15 protein-coding genes and 1 tRNA gene are annotated in these 14,019 nt (G+C 58.6%); 9 read left to right on the top strand and 7 right to left on the bottom strand.

Annotated features, from left to right (window positions below; genetic code table 11):
* Positions 1-37 precede the first annotated feature (37 nt).
* Complete coding sequence (locus LC094_RS08580; protein WP_226551838.1) at positions 38-1,471, bottom strand: NAD(P)-dependent oxidoreductase; 1,434 nt, start codon at positions 1,469-1,471, stop codon at positions 38-40.
* Positions 1,472-1,699: 228 nt separating this feature from the next.
* Here LC094_RS08580 and LC094_RS08575 point away from each other — a divergent pair, with 228 nt between their 5' ends.
* Positions 1,700-2,503 (top strand): undecaprenyl-diphosphate phosphatase, encoded by an 804-nt coding sequence (locus LC094_RS08575; RefSeq protein ID WP_226551836.1) that lies wholly within the window; start codon positions 1,700-1,702, stop codon positions 2,501-2,503.
* Positions 2,504-2,555: 52 nt separating this feature from the next.
* Here the strand turns inward: LC094_RS08575 and LC094_RS08570 are convergent, their stop codons facing one another.
* Complete coding sequence (locus LC094_RS08570; RefSeq protein WP_226551834.1) at positions 2,556-3,542, bottom strand: complex I NDUFA9 subunit family protein; 987 nt, start codon at positions 3,540-3,542, stop codon at positions 2,556-2,558.
* 144 nt (positions 3,543-3,686) lie between these two features.
* Here LC094_RS08570 and LC094_RS08565 point away from each other — a divergent pair.
* A tRNA-Leu gene (locus LC094_RS08565) sits at positions 3,687-3,773 on the top strand.
* A 99-nt stretch (positions 3,774-3,872) separates the two neighbouring features.
* Here the strand turns inward: LC094_RS08565 and LC094_RS08560 are convergent.
* The 4 genes from LC094_RS08560 to LC094_RS08545 are packed head-to-tail and all read right to left on the bottom strand — an operon-like array spanning position 3,873 to position 7,514.
* Positions 3,873-4,655, bottom strand: a complete 783-nt coding sequence (locus LC094_RS08560; protein WP_226551832.1) for an iron ABC transporter ATP-binding protein — start codon at positions 4,653-4,655, stop codon at positions 3,873-3,875.
* Positions 4,652-5,647, bottom strand: a complete 996-nt coding sequence (locus LC094_RS08555; protein WP_226551830.1) for an iron chelate uptake ABC transporter family permease subunit — start codon at positions 5,645-5,647, stop codon at positions 4,652-4,654. Before LC094_RS08555 ends, LC094_RS08560 begins: the two co-directional genes overlap by 4 nt.
* Positions 5,634-6,584, bottom strand: coding sequence for an ABC transporter permease (locus LC094_RS08550; RefSeq protein ID WP_226551828.1), 951 nt, complete (start codon positions 6,582-6,584; stop codon positions 5,634-5,636). The genes LC094_RS08555 and LC094_RS08550 overlap by 14 nt, the downstream gene beginning before the upstream one ends.
* 27 nt (positions 6,585-6,611) lie before the next feature.
* The gene (locus tag LC094_RS08545) at positions 6,612-7,514 is read right to left on the bottom strand and encodes a siderophore ABC transporter substrate-binding protein (protein ID WP_226551826.1); all 903 of its coding nucleotides are present in this window, start codon (positions 7,512-7,514) and stop codon (positions 6,612-6,614) included.
* Between the two features lie 283 nt (positions 7,515-7,797).
* Between LC094_RS08545 and LC094_RS08540 the strand changes: the two genes are divergently transcribed.
* The 7 genes from LC094_RS08540 (at position 7,798) to LC094_RS08510 (ending at position 12,579) form a co-directional block, all read left to right on the top strand.
* Complete coding sequence (locus LC094_RS08540) at positions 7,798-8,409, top strand: ribonuclease D (protein ID WP_226552261.1); 612 nt, start codon at positions 7,798-7,800, stop codon at positions 8,407-8,409.
* Between the two features lie 22 nt (positions 8,410-8,431).
* Complete coding sequence (locus LC094_RS08535; protein WP_226551824.1) at positions 8,432-9,394, top strand: KpsF/GutQ family sugar-phosphate isomerase; 963 nt, start codon at positions 8,432-8,434, stop codon at positions 9,392-9,394.
* A 9-nt stretch (positions 9,395-9,403) separates the two neighbouring features.
* Positions 9,404-10,003: an LPS export ABC transporter periplasmic protein LptC gene (gene lptC / locus LC094_RS08530; protein ID WP_226551822.1), complete on the top strand. Its 600-nt coding sequence runs from the start codon at positions 9,404-9,406 to the stop codon at positions 10,001-10,003.
* 17 nt (positions 10,004-10,020) lie between these two features.
* Positions 10,021-10,521 carry a lipopolysaccharide transport periplasmic protein LptA gene (lptA, locus tag LC094_RS08525; RefSeq protein ID WP_404814980.1) on the top strand — a complete coding sequence of 167 codons (501 nt, stop codon included), beginning with the start codon at positions 10,021-10,023 and terminating at the stop codon, positions 10,519-10,521.
* Positions 10,521-11,252 carry an LPS export ABC transporter ATP-binding protein gene (gene lptB / locus LC094_RS08520; RefSeq protein WP_226551820.1) on the top strand — a complete coding sequence of 244 codons (732 nt, stop codon included), beginning with the start codon at positions 10,521-10,523 and terminating at the stop codon, positions 11,250-11,252. The genes lptA and lptB overlap by 1 nt, the downstream gene beginning before the upstream one ends.
* Before the next feature lie 243 nt (positions 11,253-11,495).
* Positions 11,496-12,071, top strand: a complete 576-nt coding sequence (hpf, locus tag LC094_RS08515) for a ribosome hibernation-promoting factor, HPF/YfiA family (protein ID WP_226551818.1) — start codon at positions 11,496-11,498, stop codon at positions 12,069-12,071.
* 43 nt (positions 12,072-12,114) lie between these two features.
* A complete protein-coding gene (locus LC094_RS08510; protein WP_226551816.1) occupies positions 12,115-12,579 on the top strand; it encodes a PTS sugar transporter subunit IIA in 465 nt (154 codons plus the stop codon).
* Between the two features lie 14 nt (positions 12,580-12,593).
* Here LC094_RS08510 and LC094_RS08505 read toward each other — a convergent pair whose 3' ends face one another.
* On the bottom strand, positions 12,594-14,018 hold the full coding sequence (locus LC094_RS08505) for a nodulation protein NodH (RefSeq protein WP_226551814.1): 1,425 nt from the start codon (positions 14,016-14,018) through the stop codon (positions 12,594-12,596).
* Between the last annotated feature and the right edge of the window lies 1 nt (position 14,019).

Here is a 14,019-nt window from a genome sequence, read left to right as displayed (position 1 = left end):
AGGCGGAGGGGACCTCTCCCCTCCTTTATAATTCGGATTACTCGGCGGCCACTGCGGCGGTTTGATCGATATAGTCGATCATCGCATCGGCGGCTTCGCGGCCATCGCGGATCGCCCAGACGACCAGAGACGCGCCACGCTGGATGTCGCCACAGGCATAGACACCCTCAAGCGAGCTGGCGTGGGTTTTGAAATCGGCCAGAACCGTGCCCCAACGGGTCACTTCCAATCCGTCCACGCCCCAAAGCTTCGGCAGCTCTTCCGGCTCGAACCCAAGCGCCTTGATCACCAGATCGGCCTCTTCGACATAGTCGGCACCCTCGATCACCTCAGGCGACTGACGACCGGAGGCATCCGGCGCGCCGAGGCGCATTTTCTGCACCATCACGCCAGAGACCGGATCGCCCGCGAAACCTTTCGGCGCGGAGAGCCAGACGAAATCGACGCCTTCTTCCTCGGCGTTTTGGGTCTCACGCTGCGAGCCCGGCATGTTGGCGCGGTCGCGGCGATAGAGACATTTGACCGAGGTCGCGCCTTGGCGGATCGCGGTGCGGACACAGTCCATCGCGGTATCCCCGCCGCCGATCACGACAACCTTTTTGCCGTTCGCGTTCAGCTCACCGCTTTCATATTCCTCGACCTCGTCACCAAAGGAGACCTTGTTCGAGGCGGTGAGGTAATCAATCGCCTTCACGATGCCATCGGCACCCGAACCGGGGCCTTTGAGATCGCGGGATTTGTACACACCTGTCGCGATCAGCACGGCATCGTGTTTGCCACGGATCGCGTCAAAGGAAATGTCTTCGCCCACATTGCAGTTGAGCACAAACTCGACGCCCGATTTTTCGAGCTGTTCGACACGGCGCAACACGATGTCTTTCTCAAGCTTGAAGCCTGGAATGCCGTACATCATCAACCCGCCGGCGCGGTCGGACCGTTCGTAAACGGTGACCTTGATCCCCGCGCGACGCAGACGGTCGGCGGCCGCCAGACCACCCGGGCCGGAGCCTATGATGCCGACGCTTTCTTCGCGCTCAACGACAGGGGTGATCGTCTCGACCCAGCCGTTTTCCCAAGCCGTATCGGTGATGTATTTCTCAACAGAACCGATTGTCACCGTGCCGTGGCCAGAGTTCTCGATGACACAGTTGCCTTCGCAAAGACGGTCCTGCGGACAGATGCGGCCACAGATTTCCGGAAAGGTGTTGGTCGCCTGAGAAATCTCATAGGCTTCTTTCAACCGACCCGTTGCGGTCAGACGCAGCCAGTCAGGAATGTTGTTGTGCAACGGGCAATGCGATTGGCAATAGGGCACACCGCACTGCGAACAGCGCGAGGCTTGCTCTTCCGCTTTCGCTTCGACGAACTCGCCATAGATTTCCAGAAAATCGTCTTTACGATCTTCCGCGTCGCGTTTGGTTGGCATGTCCCTGCCTACCGTCACGAATTTGAGCATCGGCTCTTTCGCCATGACACCACATCTCCGAAGGTTGGTTGTGAGTTGCTGTCTCATTATAAGGACTCTGAGAAAAAGAAAAGTCAGAAGTGCTGTCTTATTTTTCGTTTTTCTGTCGCCGCAGCGCAGGATATTGGACCAGACGCCCCAAATTTAGGTAACCTATACTGACCTATAAATTGTCTTCTTATTGATTCCATGTAGGTTTATGCTTTTTACACGCAGGATCGCCACGGAGTCGCTATGAGTCTTTTCTATCTACTTGTCGTCGCGATCGTGCAGGGGATCACCGAATTTCTGCCGGTTTCCTCCTCAGGCCACCTGATTCTCCTGCCCTTTTTCATGGGCACCCAAGACCAAGGTCAGGCCATCGACGTCGCCGTCCATGTCGGCACCCTCGGCGCAGTCATGATTTATTTCTGGCGTGATGTCGGTGTCGGTCTGGCCGGTGTGCCGCGCATGTTGACCGGCAAAATCGACACGCCCGGCTCGAAACTGGCGTTTCTTTTGCTGATCGCCACAATTCCCGTGGTGATTCTAGGTCTTGTCCTGAAAGTCACCGGTCTGTCCGATCTTATGCGCAGCCCGACCGTGATCGGCTGGACCATGTTGATCTTCGGCCTCGTGCTCTATTGGTTCGACCAAAAGGGTGCCGAGGTGAAAACTGAAGGCGATTGGTCTCTGAAAGACGCGGTCAAACTAGGCCTTTGGCAGGCCGTCGCTCTCATCCCCGGCACATCGCGTTCGGGCATCACCATCACCGGCGCGCGCGCCATGGGCTATACCCGCCAAGACGGCGCCAAGATTGCCATGCTGATGTCGATCCCGACGATCATGGCCTCTGGCGTTCTCTTGGGCGCCGAAGTGGTCGGCGATGCCGATTGGGCGATGCTCAAGGACGCGGCCATCGGCGCCGTCTTTGCCTTTGTCGCAGCCCTTCTGGCGCTAACCCTGATGATGCGCCTGCTCAAATCGGTCAGCTTTACGCCCTATGTGATCTACCGTGTGATCCTGGGCGTCGTACTTCTGGTGATTTCCTACACATGAAAAAAGCGCGCCCGGTGAGGACGCGCTTTGAAATTTCAAACTCTGCGTGAAATCAGATTTTACGCAGGTTCTTCGCGCTTTCGCGAATCGCGTCATACTGACCCGACGGGCGATAAACCCACATGTAATCCGGCAAAACCGCCTGAAGTGCTGTCGGCTTGATGCCGAGATCGGCAAAGCTTTTCGCATCGTCAGAGACGACATTGTCCACTTTCAGGTTCTTCACCTGATCGCGGGTCAGGATGCCGTTGTGGAACAGGCCAGCGGTGAGGAATTGCGCGACGGAGAAGCCGCTCGCCATCAGATTACCGACCCAGAACGGCAGGTTCGCGATCAGACGGTTGCGGTGAATCGCCTCAAGCATATCGCCCATGAGACCTTTCAGCGTGTCCACATCCGGACCGCCCAGCTCATAGATGCCCGGCTCAGCATGGCCCAGAATACCACTGACAGCCGCCTGCGCGACATCATCGACATAAACCGGCTGGAATTTCGTGTTGCCCCCTACGAGCGGCAGGACCACGTTCTTTTCCGCCATCTTGCCGAAGCGATTGAAGAACTCGTCTTCCTGACCGAAAATCACGGACGGACGCAGGATCATCGCGTTCGGGAAAGCCTCGAGCACCTTGGCCTCGCCTTCCGCTTTGGTGCGGGAATACTCAGAGGCGGAATTCGCGTCGGCGCCCAGAGCGGAGAGATGCACCAGACGTGCGATGCCTTGTGCCTCGGCAATCCGGGCAATCCGGGCCGCGCCCTCGGACTGAACGGCAGAAAAGGAATTCTTGCCGCGCTCGGTCAAAACACCCACACAGTTCACGACAGCATCCGCGCCCATCATCGCCGCGCGCACCGACTCATCGTCGCGAATGTTGCAGAACACCGGCTCGACCTGACCGACCGCGCCGTAGGGTTTCACATGAAGCGACTCATTCGGGCGACGCACTGCAACGCGGACACGCCAGCCCTCCTTTGCCATACGCCGGGCGATATACCGCCCAACAAAGCCAGCGCCGCCATAGATGGTGACCAGTTTCGTCATCTGCATCTCCAATGCCAAATTGTCGCTTTTGCTTAGCTTTTAGCGCGGAAATGAACAAGACGCTATTGCTGCTATAAAAAACCTTTCAAATGGCCGTTGACACTGCCGCGCAACCCCATTACATCGCGGCCTCACGACATCTGTGCCCAGATGGCGGAATTGGTAGACGCGCTAGCTTCAGGTGCTAGTGTCCGTATGGACGTGGAGGTTCGAGTCCTCTTCTGGGCACCAAAAACATTTTCCAAAGGAAAATGTTTGATCGCATCCCCAAACATCTCAGGCGGCAGTCGTTTTTGGCACAAAAACGATGAGAGACTTTGTCCTTAAGCCCTACGACTCCACCAAAGGCTCCGGCGCGATCTGGTGCAGGGCAAAGGGATGTCCGCCCACGGTCTCCACCGCAATGTCCAACTCGAACACGTCGCGCAGGCAGGGTCTATTGACGATTTCCTCAGGCGTGCCGAGGGAATGCAGCCGCCCGTCTTTGAGCGCCACGATCAGATCGGCATAGGCCGCGGCGAAATTGATGTCATGGACGACAATCACAAAGCTCTTGCCACTCACCCGCGCCGCCTCTTTCAGCCGCTCCATCATCTGGCGCGCGTGCTTCATGTCGAGGTTGTTGAGCGGCTCATCCAAAAGCACGTAATCCGTGTCCTGCGCCAAGACCATGGCGACAAAGGCCCTCTGACGCTGCCCACCGGACAGCTCATCGAGGAATCGCCCACTCAGAGGGTGCAGCCCCATCATCTCCAAGGCTTGCTCCACATACGCGTGATCCTCGGGGCTCGGGCGTCCTTTGTGATGCGGGTAGCGGCCAAAGCCCACCAGATCGGCGACCGTCAAACGCGCGGCCACGGAATTGTCCTGACGCAGAATCGACAGGCGTCGCGCCAGTGCATCAGTCGGCGTCGTCGTCACATCCGCCCCATCCACCGTAATCTGCCCGCCTTGCAGCGGCGTCAAACGCGCAATCAGGGACAAAAGCGTGGATTTCCCCGCCCCATTCGGCCCGATCAAGGCCGTAATGCCCCCGCGAGGAATCGTCAAAGACACATCGTTCAGGATCGACGCGCCGGCAATCTGATGGCTCACATGCGAAATCTCGATCATCGTCTGACCCCTTTGAGAAGCAGGTAAAGAAAGGTGATGCCGCCCAGCGCGTCGATCACCACGGAAAGCGTGCCTTGGAGGCCCAGCACATGCTCATAGATCGCCTGCCCACCCACCAGGGTGATGATGGCGATCAGGGAACTGGCCAAAAGCGTCGGCGCAAATCGCGCGCCGGGCAGGATGCGATAGGCCAGATGAACGACCAACAAGCCAAAGAACGTCACAGGCCCCACAAGCGCGGTGGAGACCGACACCAAAAGGCCGATCATGCCAAAGGCCGCAAACATCACGCGCCGATAGCGAAGCCCCAATCCAATCGCGGTTTCGCGGCCCAACGCCAACACATCGAATTGATGCCGCATATGCCAGAGCACCGGCAGGGTCAGCGCCGTAAGACCGATCGAGATCCACAAGAGGTCGATATTCACCGCATTGAATCGCGCGAACATGGCGCCCTGCACGACGACGAATTCATTCGGGTCGATCATGCGGGAGATGAAATTCGACAGGCTGCGAAACAGCGTGCCGAAAATGATACCGACCAGAACGAGGAGATGCAGATCGCGGGACCGGGCAGTGAAAAGCCACAGGAAAAGCGCGGTCGAGAACCCCATCATGACCAGAACCTCAGAGGCGAATTTCACCATCGGATCAATGTCGAGCGTGGCCATGGCCCCCATGCCAAACACCAGACTGGTCTGGATCATCAGATAGAGCGCATCAAAGCCCATGATAGAGGGAGTCAGGATTTGATTTCGCGTGGCCGCATGGAAAAGCTGGGTCGAAGTGGCGATGGCAAAAGCCACGAGAATAAGCCCGGCAAGCTTTCCAGCGCGAAAGCTAAGCGCGAACTCCCACGCGCCCGCAGGCACGCCCAACGTCAGGAACAAAGCCACCGCAACCAAGGCCAGCACAGCCAGAATGACCAGTGGTTTGACCTGCATGGCGCGCTGCGAGGGGAAAGGGAGGGACGCGGTACTATCGGACGGCATGGCTCTGACGCCCCAGCAAAAGATAGAGGAAGATCATCGAGCCGATCACACCAAAGATCGTGCCGATGGGAATCTCATAGGGCTGACGAATGACCCGCCCGATGATGTCACAGAGCAAAAGCGCCCCTGCCCCAAGGCTCGCCGCCCAAGGCACCGCCGCACGCAGGTTGTCGCCCATGATCCGGCTGACAATATTGGGCACGATCAGCCCCAGAAACGGGATCGCGCCCACGGTGACCACGACGACAGCCGTGGTGACAGAGACAATGATCAGCCCCGTCCACATCACGGTGCGATAATTGAGCCCCAAGGTGATCGAGACATCGCGGCCCATCCCCATGATGGAAAACCGATCTGCAAAGAGATAGCCGATCACAGCCAAGCCGCCCGTGAGCCACAAAAGCTCATAACGGCCACGCAGCACGCCGGAAAACTCGCCCGTCGTCCAGATGCCGAGATATTGCAACAGATCGAGCTGATAGGCGAAGAACGTCCCGATGGCGCCAATCACCCCGCCCAGCATCAGCCCCACCAGAGGCACCAACAAAGGCTCGCGCGGCGGCAGCCGGTCGAGAATTTTGAGAAACAAAAGCGTACCTGCAATGGCACAGAGGGCGGCGATCACCATCTTGACCATCAAAGAGGTGGTCGGAAACAGGGCGACCGCGATCAAAAGCCCAAGCCCCGCGCTTTCCGCCGTCCCCGCCGTGGCGGGTTCGACGAATTTGTTGCGCGTGAGCATCTGAAAAATCAGCCCGGAAATCGCCATCGACGCCCCGGTGAGAATGATCGCCAGCGTGCGCGGGATGCGACTTGCCAAAAGGATCAGCGCATCATCACCCTCGCCTCGGAACACCGCACCGAGGTTCATGTCGGAGGCTCCGATCATGAGGCTGAGCCCGGCCATTACGACCAGACTCGCCAAGGCTAGCAACATATGAAGTGCTGGCGATTTCATTGGAGTTTACTGAGCGCCCTTATAGGCCGCGATGAATTGATCGACCGTGTCCTGAAGCGAGCGCACACCGGTGGTCGCGATGTAGAAATCGGCCGGGTGGACGTAGATCACCTGACCTTTTTGCCAGGCCGTGGTCTGCGCGATCAATTCGTTATCGAGCGTTTCTTCGGCTTTCGGCCCATCGCCATTCGTCGCACGCGTGCGATCGAAAACGATCATCCAATCGGGGTTTGCCTCATGCAGGAACTCAAAGCTGACGGCTTCGCCATGGGTTTGCTCTTCGACATTCTCCATGAGCGGCTCGATCCCCAAAGTGTCATGCACCCAGCCAAAGCGCGACCCCGGACCAAAGACCGAAAGCTTCGGCCCGTTCGTCATCACGACAAGCCCTTTGCCCGCACCCTCAGTCAGGCCCCGGACCTCTTCGAGGGACGCCTCCAGATGCGCGACCAATTCCGCCGCTTTGTCTTGTTTGCCGAACAGCTCGCCCAATTCACGCGTCTGGGTCAGGACCACCTCGCCGATCTCCTCGGAGAAAGGGCTTAGATCGACGGTGGGGGCGATTTTCGACAGGGCACCGATTTGATCGCGGGCCCGCGGCCCGGCGATGATCAGGTCGGGTTTCAGGGCAAAGACCTGTTCGAAATCGGGCTCGAACAGCGTGCCGATATTGGCGCGCGAGCCGTCATCCAGACCGGCGAGAGCCGGAACCAGCATCGGCTGGGTGATCCCCGCCACATCGACGCCCAGCGCGGTGAGGGTATCGAGCGCGCCGACATCATAGCTGATGACGGTTTCAGGCGTCTCATCAATGGTCACCGGCCCCGAGAATGTGGTGAGTTCGGCGGCACTGGCAGCGGTCGAAAACGTAAGAACGAGGGCGGCGCCCCTCATGAAATGTGCGAACATGGCGGATCTCTTTATCTCTGTGAAGACCGGCCACTGGCGGCGGCTGGGAGCGCGGTCACATTTGCCCGGCGTTGTTAGCAATAGATTTAACTGACAAAAAGCATAAAGTTTTCCGATGCTGTTCAATTTTTTGCGTATGGGGGCATATTTGCCGCTCAAACAGCATCTTCTGCACAGTTGGAACGCCCTAACATCTGGCTCTGATCGGCCTGCTCTCTTGCCCCAACTCGCGCAAAGCCGTAAGACCCTGTTTCAAATCATTGGACAGCGCAAAGGCACGACGATGGCGAATTTTCTCTATAAAAACGACCTGCCGGACGATCTTGACCTTGGGCCGGTCGTCGCCATCGACTGCGAGACCATGGGGTTGAACCCGCACCGCGATCGTCTTTGCCTCGTGCAAATGTCCGGCGGCGACGGCAACGCGCATCTGGTTCAGGTCGAACGCGGCCAGACCGAGGCACCGAACCTGTGCAAAATGCTTGCGGACCCGAATGTGTTGAAGCTGTTCCACTTTGGCCGCTTCGACATTGCCGCGATGCATAACACCTTTGGCACGCTGGCGGCGCCGGTCTATTGCACCAAGATCGCCTCGAAACTCGTGCGCACCTTCACGGATCGCCATGGGCTTAGGAACCTGCTGGATCAGCTGCTGAAAGTGGACATTTCAAAATATCAGCAGATGAGCGACTGGGGCGCGCGCGACCTGACCAACGCGCAGCTCGATTACGCCGCCTCCGACGTGCTTTACCTGCACCAGCTGCGCGACAAGCTGAACGAAATGCTAAAGCGCGAAGGCCGGATGGAGCTTGCGCAATCCTGTTTCGACTTCCTGCCGACCCGTGCACAGCTCGATCTCGAAGGCTGGCCCGAGATCGACATTTTCTCCCACTGACATCTCTTTCGAGGTTCGGCACATGACCCAATCCGACGCTTTCCTGTCCACCGCCAAACGTGTGATCGCACAAGAAGCCGAGGCACTCGGGCTTTTGTCCGACAGCCTCGGGACCGAATTCACCACCGCCGTGGAAACCATTCTACGCGCCAAGGGCCGCACGATTGTGACGGGCATGGGCAAATCCGGCCATATCGCGCGCAAGATTGCGGCGACGCTGGCCTCCACCGGCACGCCTGCACATTTCGTGCACCCGGCCGAAGCGAGCCATGGCGATCTGGGCATGATCGGCGAGGACGATGTCTGCCTCGTGCTGTCCAACTCCGGCGAAACCCCGGAACTGGCCGATGTGATCGCCTATACGCGGCGGTTTAAAATTCCGATGATCGGCGTGGCCTCGAACCCCGAAAGCTCGCTCATCCGCGCCTGCGATGTGGCTCTGATCCTGCCGAAAGCCGCTGAGGCCTGTGGTCATGGCATTGTGCCGACCACCTCGACCACGATGACTTTGGCTCTGGGCGATGCCTTGGCTGTCGCGCTCATGGAACACCGCGCGTTTACCGCCGACAATTTCCGCGTGCTGCATCCGGGCGGCAAGCTTGGCTCCCGCCTCACCAAAGTGCGCGATCTCATGCATGTGGATATGCCTCTGGTCAGCGCCGCAACCCCCATGCGCGAGGCCTTGTCCGTGATTTCCGACAAAGGCTTTGGCGTTGTGGGCGTGATCGACGCAGACGGCCAGCTGAGCGGCATCATCACCGACGGTGACCTGCGGCGTCATATCGACGGGCTGTTGGACAAGACCGCCGGTGACATCATGACCCGGAACCCGATGACGATCTCCTCGGATGCGCTGGCCGAAAAAGCCGTCGCGCGCATGGATGAGCGCGCGATCACCTGTCTTTTTGTGCGGGATTCTGCCGAAGATGGGCGACCTTGCGGGATTTTGAAAATTCAGGACTGCCTTCGCGCCGGTGTCGTGTAAGACGTCCTTATGGCGCGGTTCGACAACCCTTATTCCAAATTCGTGGCCTTCGCGAAGATTGCCCTGCCCCTGGCCAGCCTCGTGCTTTTGGCCACGCTCTTTCTGTTTGCCCGCGACCGCGATGTCGGCCTGTCGATTCCCTATGCCGAAGTCGACATCGAAACACTGGCGCGCGAGCAGCGGGTCGAAGGCCCCTCCTTTGCAACCGTGACCCGCGATGGTTCCGAATTGGAAATCTCCGCCGATCTGGTGCGTCCGGATCTCTCGACACAGGATGTCCTCAACTCCAACGCGGTGCGTGGCGCGCTTAGGATGCCGGACAATGGCTCCGTGAGCCTCAAGGCCGATGATGGTGTCATCGACGGCCCCAGCCAGATCGCCGAGCTGTCCGGTCATGTCGAGATCGAAACTTCCACCGGCTACACGATCACCTCGAACCGGATCGCCACCATGTTGGACGTCTCACGCATCGAAAGCCCCGGCAATGTCGATGCCACGGGGCCCGCTGGCGATCTGACGGCGGGGTCCATGGTGATTTCGCAAGATGCCGAGACAGAGGACTACCTTCTGGTTTTCAAGGGCGGCGTAAAGCTGGTATATCAGCCCTGACATTTGAGGACTTTGCCGTGACGATCATCCGAACCCTTTCTCTGACAACCGCGCTGATCTTCACGCTTGGCCTGAGCCAGCCCGCACATGCACAGGGCACACAGATCGCCTTCGGTGGCCTCAAACACGACAGCAGCCTGCCGATCGAGGTCACCTCCGACCAGCTCAGCGTCGATCAGGGCACCGGCAAAGCCCTGTTTTCCGGCAATGTGGTGATCGGACAAGGTCCGATGCGCCTGACCGCACAAACCGTCGAGGTCATCTACGCCAGCGAAGGCGGCAAAATTGCCCGGCTTTTGGCCTCAGGCGGTGTGACCATGACCAACGCAGGCGAAGCTGCCGAGGCCCAGCGCGCGGAATATGACCTCGAATCAGCGACTGTTGTGCTCACCGGAAATGTGCTTTTGACTCAGGCCAACAGCGCATTGTCGGGCGAACGGATGGTGATTGATCTGGACACTGGCACCGGGCGGATGGACGGTCGGGTGAAAACCATCCTGCAATCTGGGAACGAGTGATGAGCGACACGACCGGGCTCAGAGTCCGCAACCTGCGCAAAGGCTATCGCAAACGCACCGTGATCCGGGACGTGTCCCTTGATCTTGAGCGCGGCGAAGTCGTGGCGCTCCTTGGCCCTAACGGCTCCGGCAAGACCACCTGTTTCTATTCCATAGCGGGCCTCGTCATGCCCGAAGGCGGCGAGGTCATTGTGGATGGGCGCGACATCACGCTATTGCCGATGTATCGCCGTGCCAAATTGGGGGTCGGCTACCTGCCGCAGGAGGCCTCTGTCTTCCGTGGCCTCTGTGTCGAAGACAACATTCTTGCCATCCTCGAAGTCTCGGAAAGCGACCCGCTTTTGCGCCGAGAAAAGCTCGAAGATCTGCTGTCCGAATTCTCCATTTCGCACCTGCGGCGCGCGCCCGCCCTGTCTCTGTCCGGCGGGGAACGTCGGCGAGTCGAAATCGCGCGATGCCTCGCATCTGATCCGTCCTACGTGCTGCTCGACGAGCCTTTCGCAGGCGTCGATCCGATTGCTGTGGCGGAAATCCGCGGGTTGGTTTCCGATCTCAAAACCCGCGGCATCGGCGTTTTGATCACAGACCATAACGTACAGGAAACATTGGGAATTATTGACCGTGCCTACATCCTTCACGATGGTCACGTCCTGATGTCAGGGACCAAAGAAGACATCGTTGCCGATGAGACCGTGCGGCGTGTTTATCTTGGTGACAATTTCCGCATTTGAAGACGGGTTTTGATTGACAATTCACCGCATTCTGGCGCCTTATATGTATCCAATGTGTGACGTACGAATGACAGGATGCGCCATGGCACAACGGAGCCAAAGAGCGCCAGACCAAACCCCGACACAGCGTGCCGGTTTTGTCTCCGTCGCATGCATTGAATTCCCGCTTTCGACAAAAACCCACGACCTCGAAGACACGCCCAAGGGCGTTCGGGCATAGGTCAAATTAAGAAGGAGGTATCTATGCGGTACCAAATCAGCGGCAAACAAATCGACATCGGTGCAGCGCTTCAGACGCATGTCAAAACCGAGCTCGGCTCTGTGCTTGAAAAATACGCACAACGTCCGACCGATGCGAATGTCGTGTTCTCCAAAAGTGGGGCAGAGTATGTTTGCGAGGCCGTGGTGCACCTGTCGACCGGCCTGACGGCTCAGGCCAGCGCCCGCGCGCATGAGATTTACGCCGCTTTTGACGCCTGCGCGGAAAAAATGGACAAGCAACTGCGTCGCTACAAGCGCCGGTTGAAAGATCACCATAAGGAGCGCGCAGAGCCTGTTGAACTCTTCGGCGGTTCCCAGTATATCCTCGCCGCATCGGAGCATGACGAGGATCAGGAACCCGAAAGCTTGCAGCCGATGATCATCGCCGAAATGGAGGCGTCGATTCCGACGCTGACGGTGGGTGAGGCTGTGATGCAGATGGAACTTGCCGGAGCTCCGGTCCTTGTGTTCCACAAGGAAGGGAAAACTGGTGTAAACGTGGTCTACCGCCGCCCGGATGGGAACATCGGCTGGATTGACCCCAACAACGCGACATAATGAAACCGGCCCGCCTCGACGGGTCGGGGCGGGTAGTTTTCAGATGGATATCTCAAAGATTTTGGATCCACAGGCCGTCAAGGTCGTGGGCAAAATGACCAGCAAGAAGCGTTTGTTTCAAGATCTCGGTGAGATCGCGGCAAGCGTCTATGGTCTGACTTTGAACGACACTGTCGATGCGCTTCAAGAACGCGAAAGCCTTGGCCCCACAGGTGTGGGCCACGGCGTCGCCTTGCCGCATGCCCGGATCGAGGGGCTCGACCGCGTGGTCGGCACCTTCCTGCGTCTTGAAAGCCCGATGGATTTCGATGCGGTCGACCGTCAGCCGGTCGATCTGGTCTTTGCGCTCTTCGCCCCCGCCGAATCCGGTGTCGATCACCTCAAGGCGCTGGCACTGGTGTCCCGCACCATGCGCAACAGCGACATCTGCGCCAAGCTGCGCGCAAACATTGAGCCCGCCACACTGCATGCGATCCTGACCGAAGGTCCGGCGACCAAAGCCGCCTGACCCCTAGCCCTGTTTTATGCCCAGGGCTTGAACCCGAACATCATGTAATCGCGCTGATAGGCCGCTTTCACGGCCTCTTCGACCTCTGCATCGTAAATCTCGGCGAGCGTGTAGGGCGCGTCTTCGGGCTCATCCACCACAAGCGCGGGCTTGATCCCGAGGCTCGCGGCCAGATGTGACAGGTCCTCCGCCAAGCTCTCTTCCCGGATCACGATGTCCGGCAGGGAGAAATCGGCAAAGCCTTTGATCACTTCCGATTGCGAGGCCCAAGTGCCATCGACCCGCACCGAGGTCTGGCCATTCAGATTGCCCTGCACAAAGCCCGCGAATTTCAGAAACGCCTCGCGATGCTGGTCGCGGGTGTAGCTCTCTGTCGGCTCACCCGGCGGCAGCGGCAGCTTGTAGGTCGTGCGCAGCGTCTCGCGGATCTCTCCGTAGGTCTTGCCGCTGATGTTCAGGATGTAATCGCAGAACACCCGATGCAACCGCTGCGCAGGATGGGATATCACCGTAAAGCAGCGGTGGCCCTTATGCTGACGCTTCCACTGCCGCAGGGTCTTTTGCGAAAACCCGCGCTGCAAGGCCTCAGGGTCCACCTTGTCCAGCGCAGACATCCATTCGGCCACAGCGGCCTCTGGCCCGCCCCGCACCGGCATGTAGAGCAAGGACGTCTCAGCGGCCGCCACATAGGTCGGCACAGCGGGTTTGCGGCGCGGCTCGAAATTCGGGGTGTTCGACAGGTTAAAGTGATCCACACTCGACAGGTCGGACACCATTTCCGCGTAGTTCAAAACCTTATCCTCAAGACGCGACGGGTTCTGCACCTTGGTCTTTTGCGAGGTCTTGTTGCGCTCTGCGATGACACCAAGGAAGCGCGCCAGACCGTTCAGAACCTCGACGTCCTGAATGTCCTCGTAATTGATGTAAAACGCCGTCTGGCCGGACATCTGGAGCTGACGCTGGAGGAAAATCTGAAAGTCCTTCAACTCATCCAGCATGGTTTGGAATTCGCGTTTCTCAAAAGCGATCTTCGCAGATTTCGCATCCTTGAGATCGCCCAGACGCCATTGCCCCGTCACGCCGGCAATCTTACGCGACACGTAGCTGTCCAGAGGATTGCGCGTCAGGATGATCTTGGCGCACTTCCGATCCTCAAGGACATGGGCCAAAATGCGCGGGTCGTGATCGTGGAAAAACCGAAACCCGGCCAACCCCTCCGTCGATTGGCGCAGCTTTTTCAAAAGCCCCCTGGGATCGGCCTCGCGTTGCAGCATGGAGATGCCCAACATCTCTTTTTGCTGCGACTTGCCGATAAAGGCAGGATTGAACACCTCGCCCCAACATTTCAGCCCCGGATAGGCGTTGACATTTTCTTCCAGAAAATTGGAGCCGGTCCGCATCTCTGCAAAAATCACGAAATAGTCGAAGGGCTGAGACATG

The organism is Celeribacter naphthalenivorans (genome assembly GCF_020524585.1).
GTDB lineage: Bacteria > Pseudomonadota > Alphaproteobacteria > Rhodobacterales > Rhodobacteraceae > Celeribacter > Celeribacter naphthalenivorans.
This window is presented reverse-complemented; position numbering and strand designations above follow the sequence as displayed.

Bases quoted from the DNA above. Each gene is read 5' to 3' on its own strand.
- lptC (WP_226551822.1), top strand. From the start codon at position 9,404: ATGGCGCGGTTCGACAACCCTTATTCCAAATTCGTGGCCTTCGCGAAG.
- LC094_RS08505 (WP_226551814.1), bottom strand. From the start codon at position 14,018: ATGTCTCAGCCCTTCGACTATTTCGTGATTTTTGCAGAGATGCGGACC.
- LC094_RS08580 (WP_226551838.1), bottom strand. From the start codon at position 1,471: ATGGCGAAAGAGCCGATGCTCAAATTCGTGACGGTAGGCAGGGACATG.
- lptB (WP_226551820.1), top strand. From the start codon at position 10,521: ATGAGCGACACGACCGGGCTCAGAGTCCGCAACCTGCGCAAAGGCTAT.
- hpf (WP_226551818.1), top strand. From the start codon at position 11,496: ATGCGGTACCAAATCAGCGGCAAACAAATCGACATCGGTGCAGCGCTT.
- LC094_RS08555 (WP_226551830.1), bottom strand. From the start codon at position 5,647: ATGCCGTCCGATAGTACCGCGTCCCTCCCTTTCCCCTCGCAGCGCGCC.
- LC094_RS08560 (WP_226551832.1), bottom strand. From the start codon at position 4,655: ATGATCGAGATTTCGCATGTGAGCCATCAGATTGCCGGCGCGTCGATC.
- LC094_RS08510 (WP_226551816.1), top strand. From the start codon at position 12,115: ATGGATATCTCAAAGATTTTGGATCCACAGGCCGTCAAGGTCGTGGGC.
- LC094_RS08540 (WP_226552261.1), top strand. From the start codon at position 7,798: ATGGCGAATTTTCTCTATAAAAACGACCTGCCGGACGATCTTGACCTT.
- LC094_RS08575 (WP_226551836.1), top strand. From the start codon at position 1,700: ATGAGTCTTTTCTATCTACTTGTCGTCGCGATCGTGCAGGGGATCACC.
- LC094_RS08545 (WP_226551826.1), bottom strand. From the start codon at position 7,514: ATGTTCGCACATTTCATGAGGGGCGCCGCCCTCGTTCTTACGTTTTCG.
- LC094_RS08535 (WP_226551824.1), top strand. From the start codon at position 8,432: ATGACCCAATCCGACGCTTTCCTGTCCACCGCCAAACGTGTGATCGCA.
- LC094_RS08550 (WP_226551828.1), bottom strand. From the start codon at position 6,584: ATGTTGCTAGCCTTGGCGAGTCTGGTCGTAATGGCCGGGCTCAGCCTC.
- LC094_RS08570 (WP_226551834.1), bottom strand. From the start codon at position 3,542: ATGACGAAACTGGTCACCATCTATGGCGGCGCTGGCTTTGTTGGGCGG.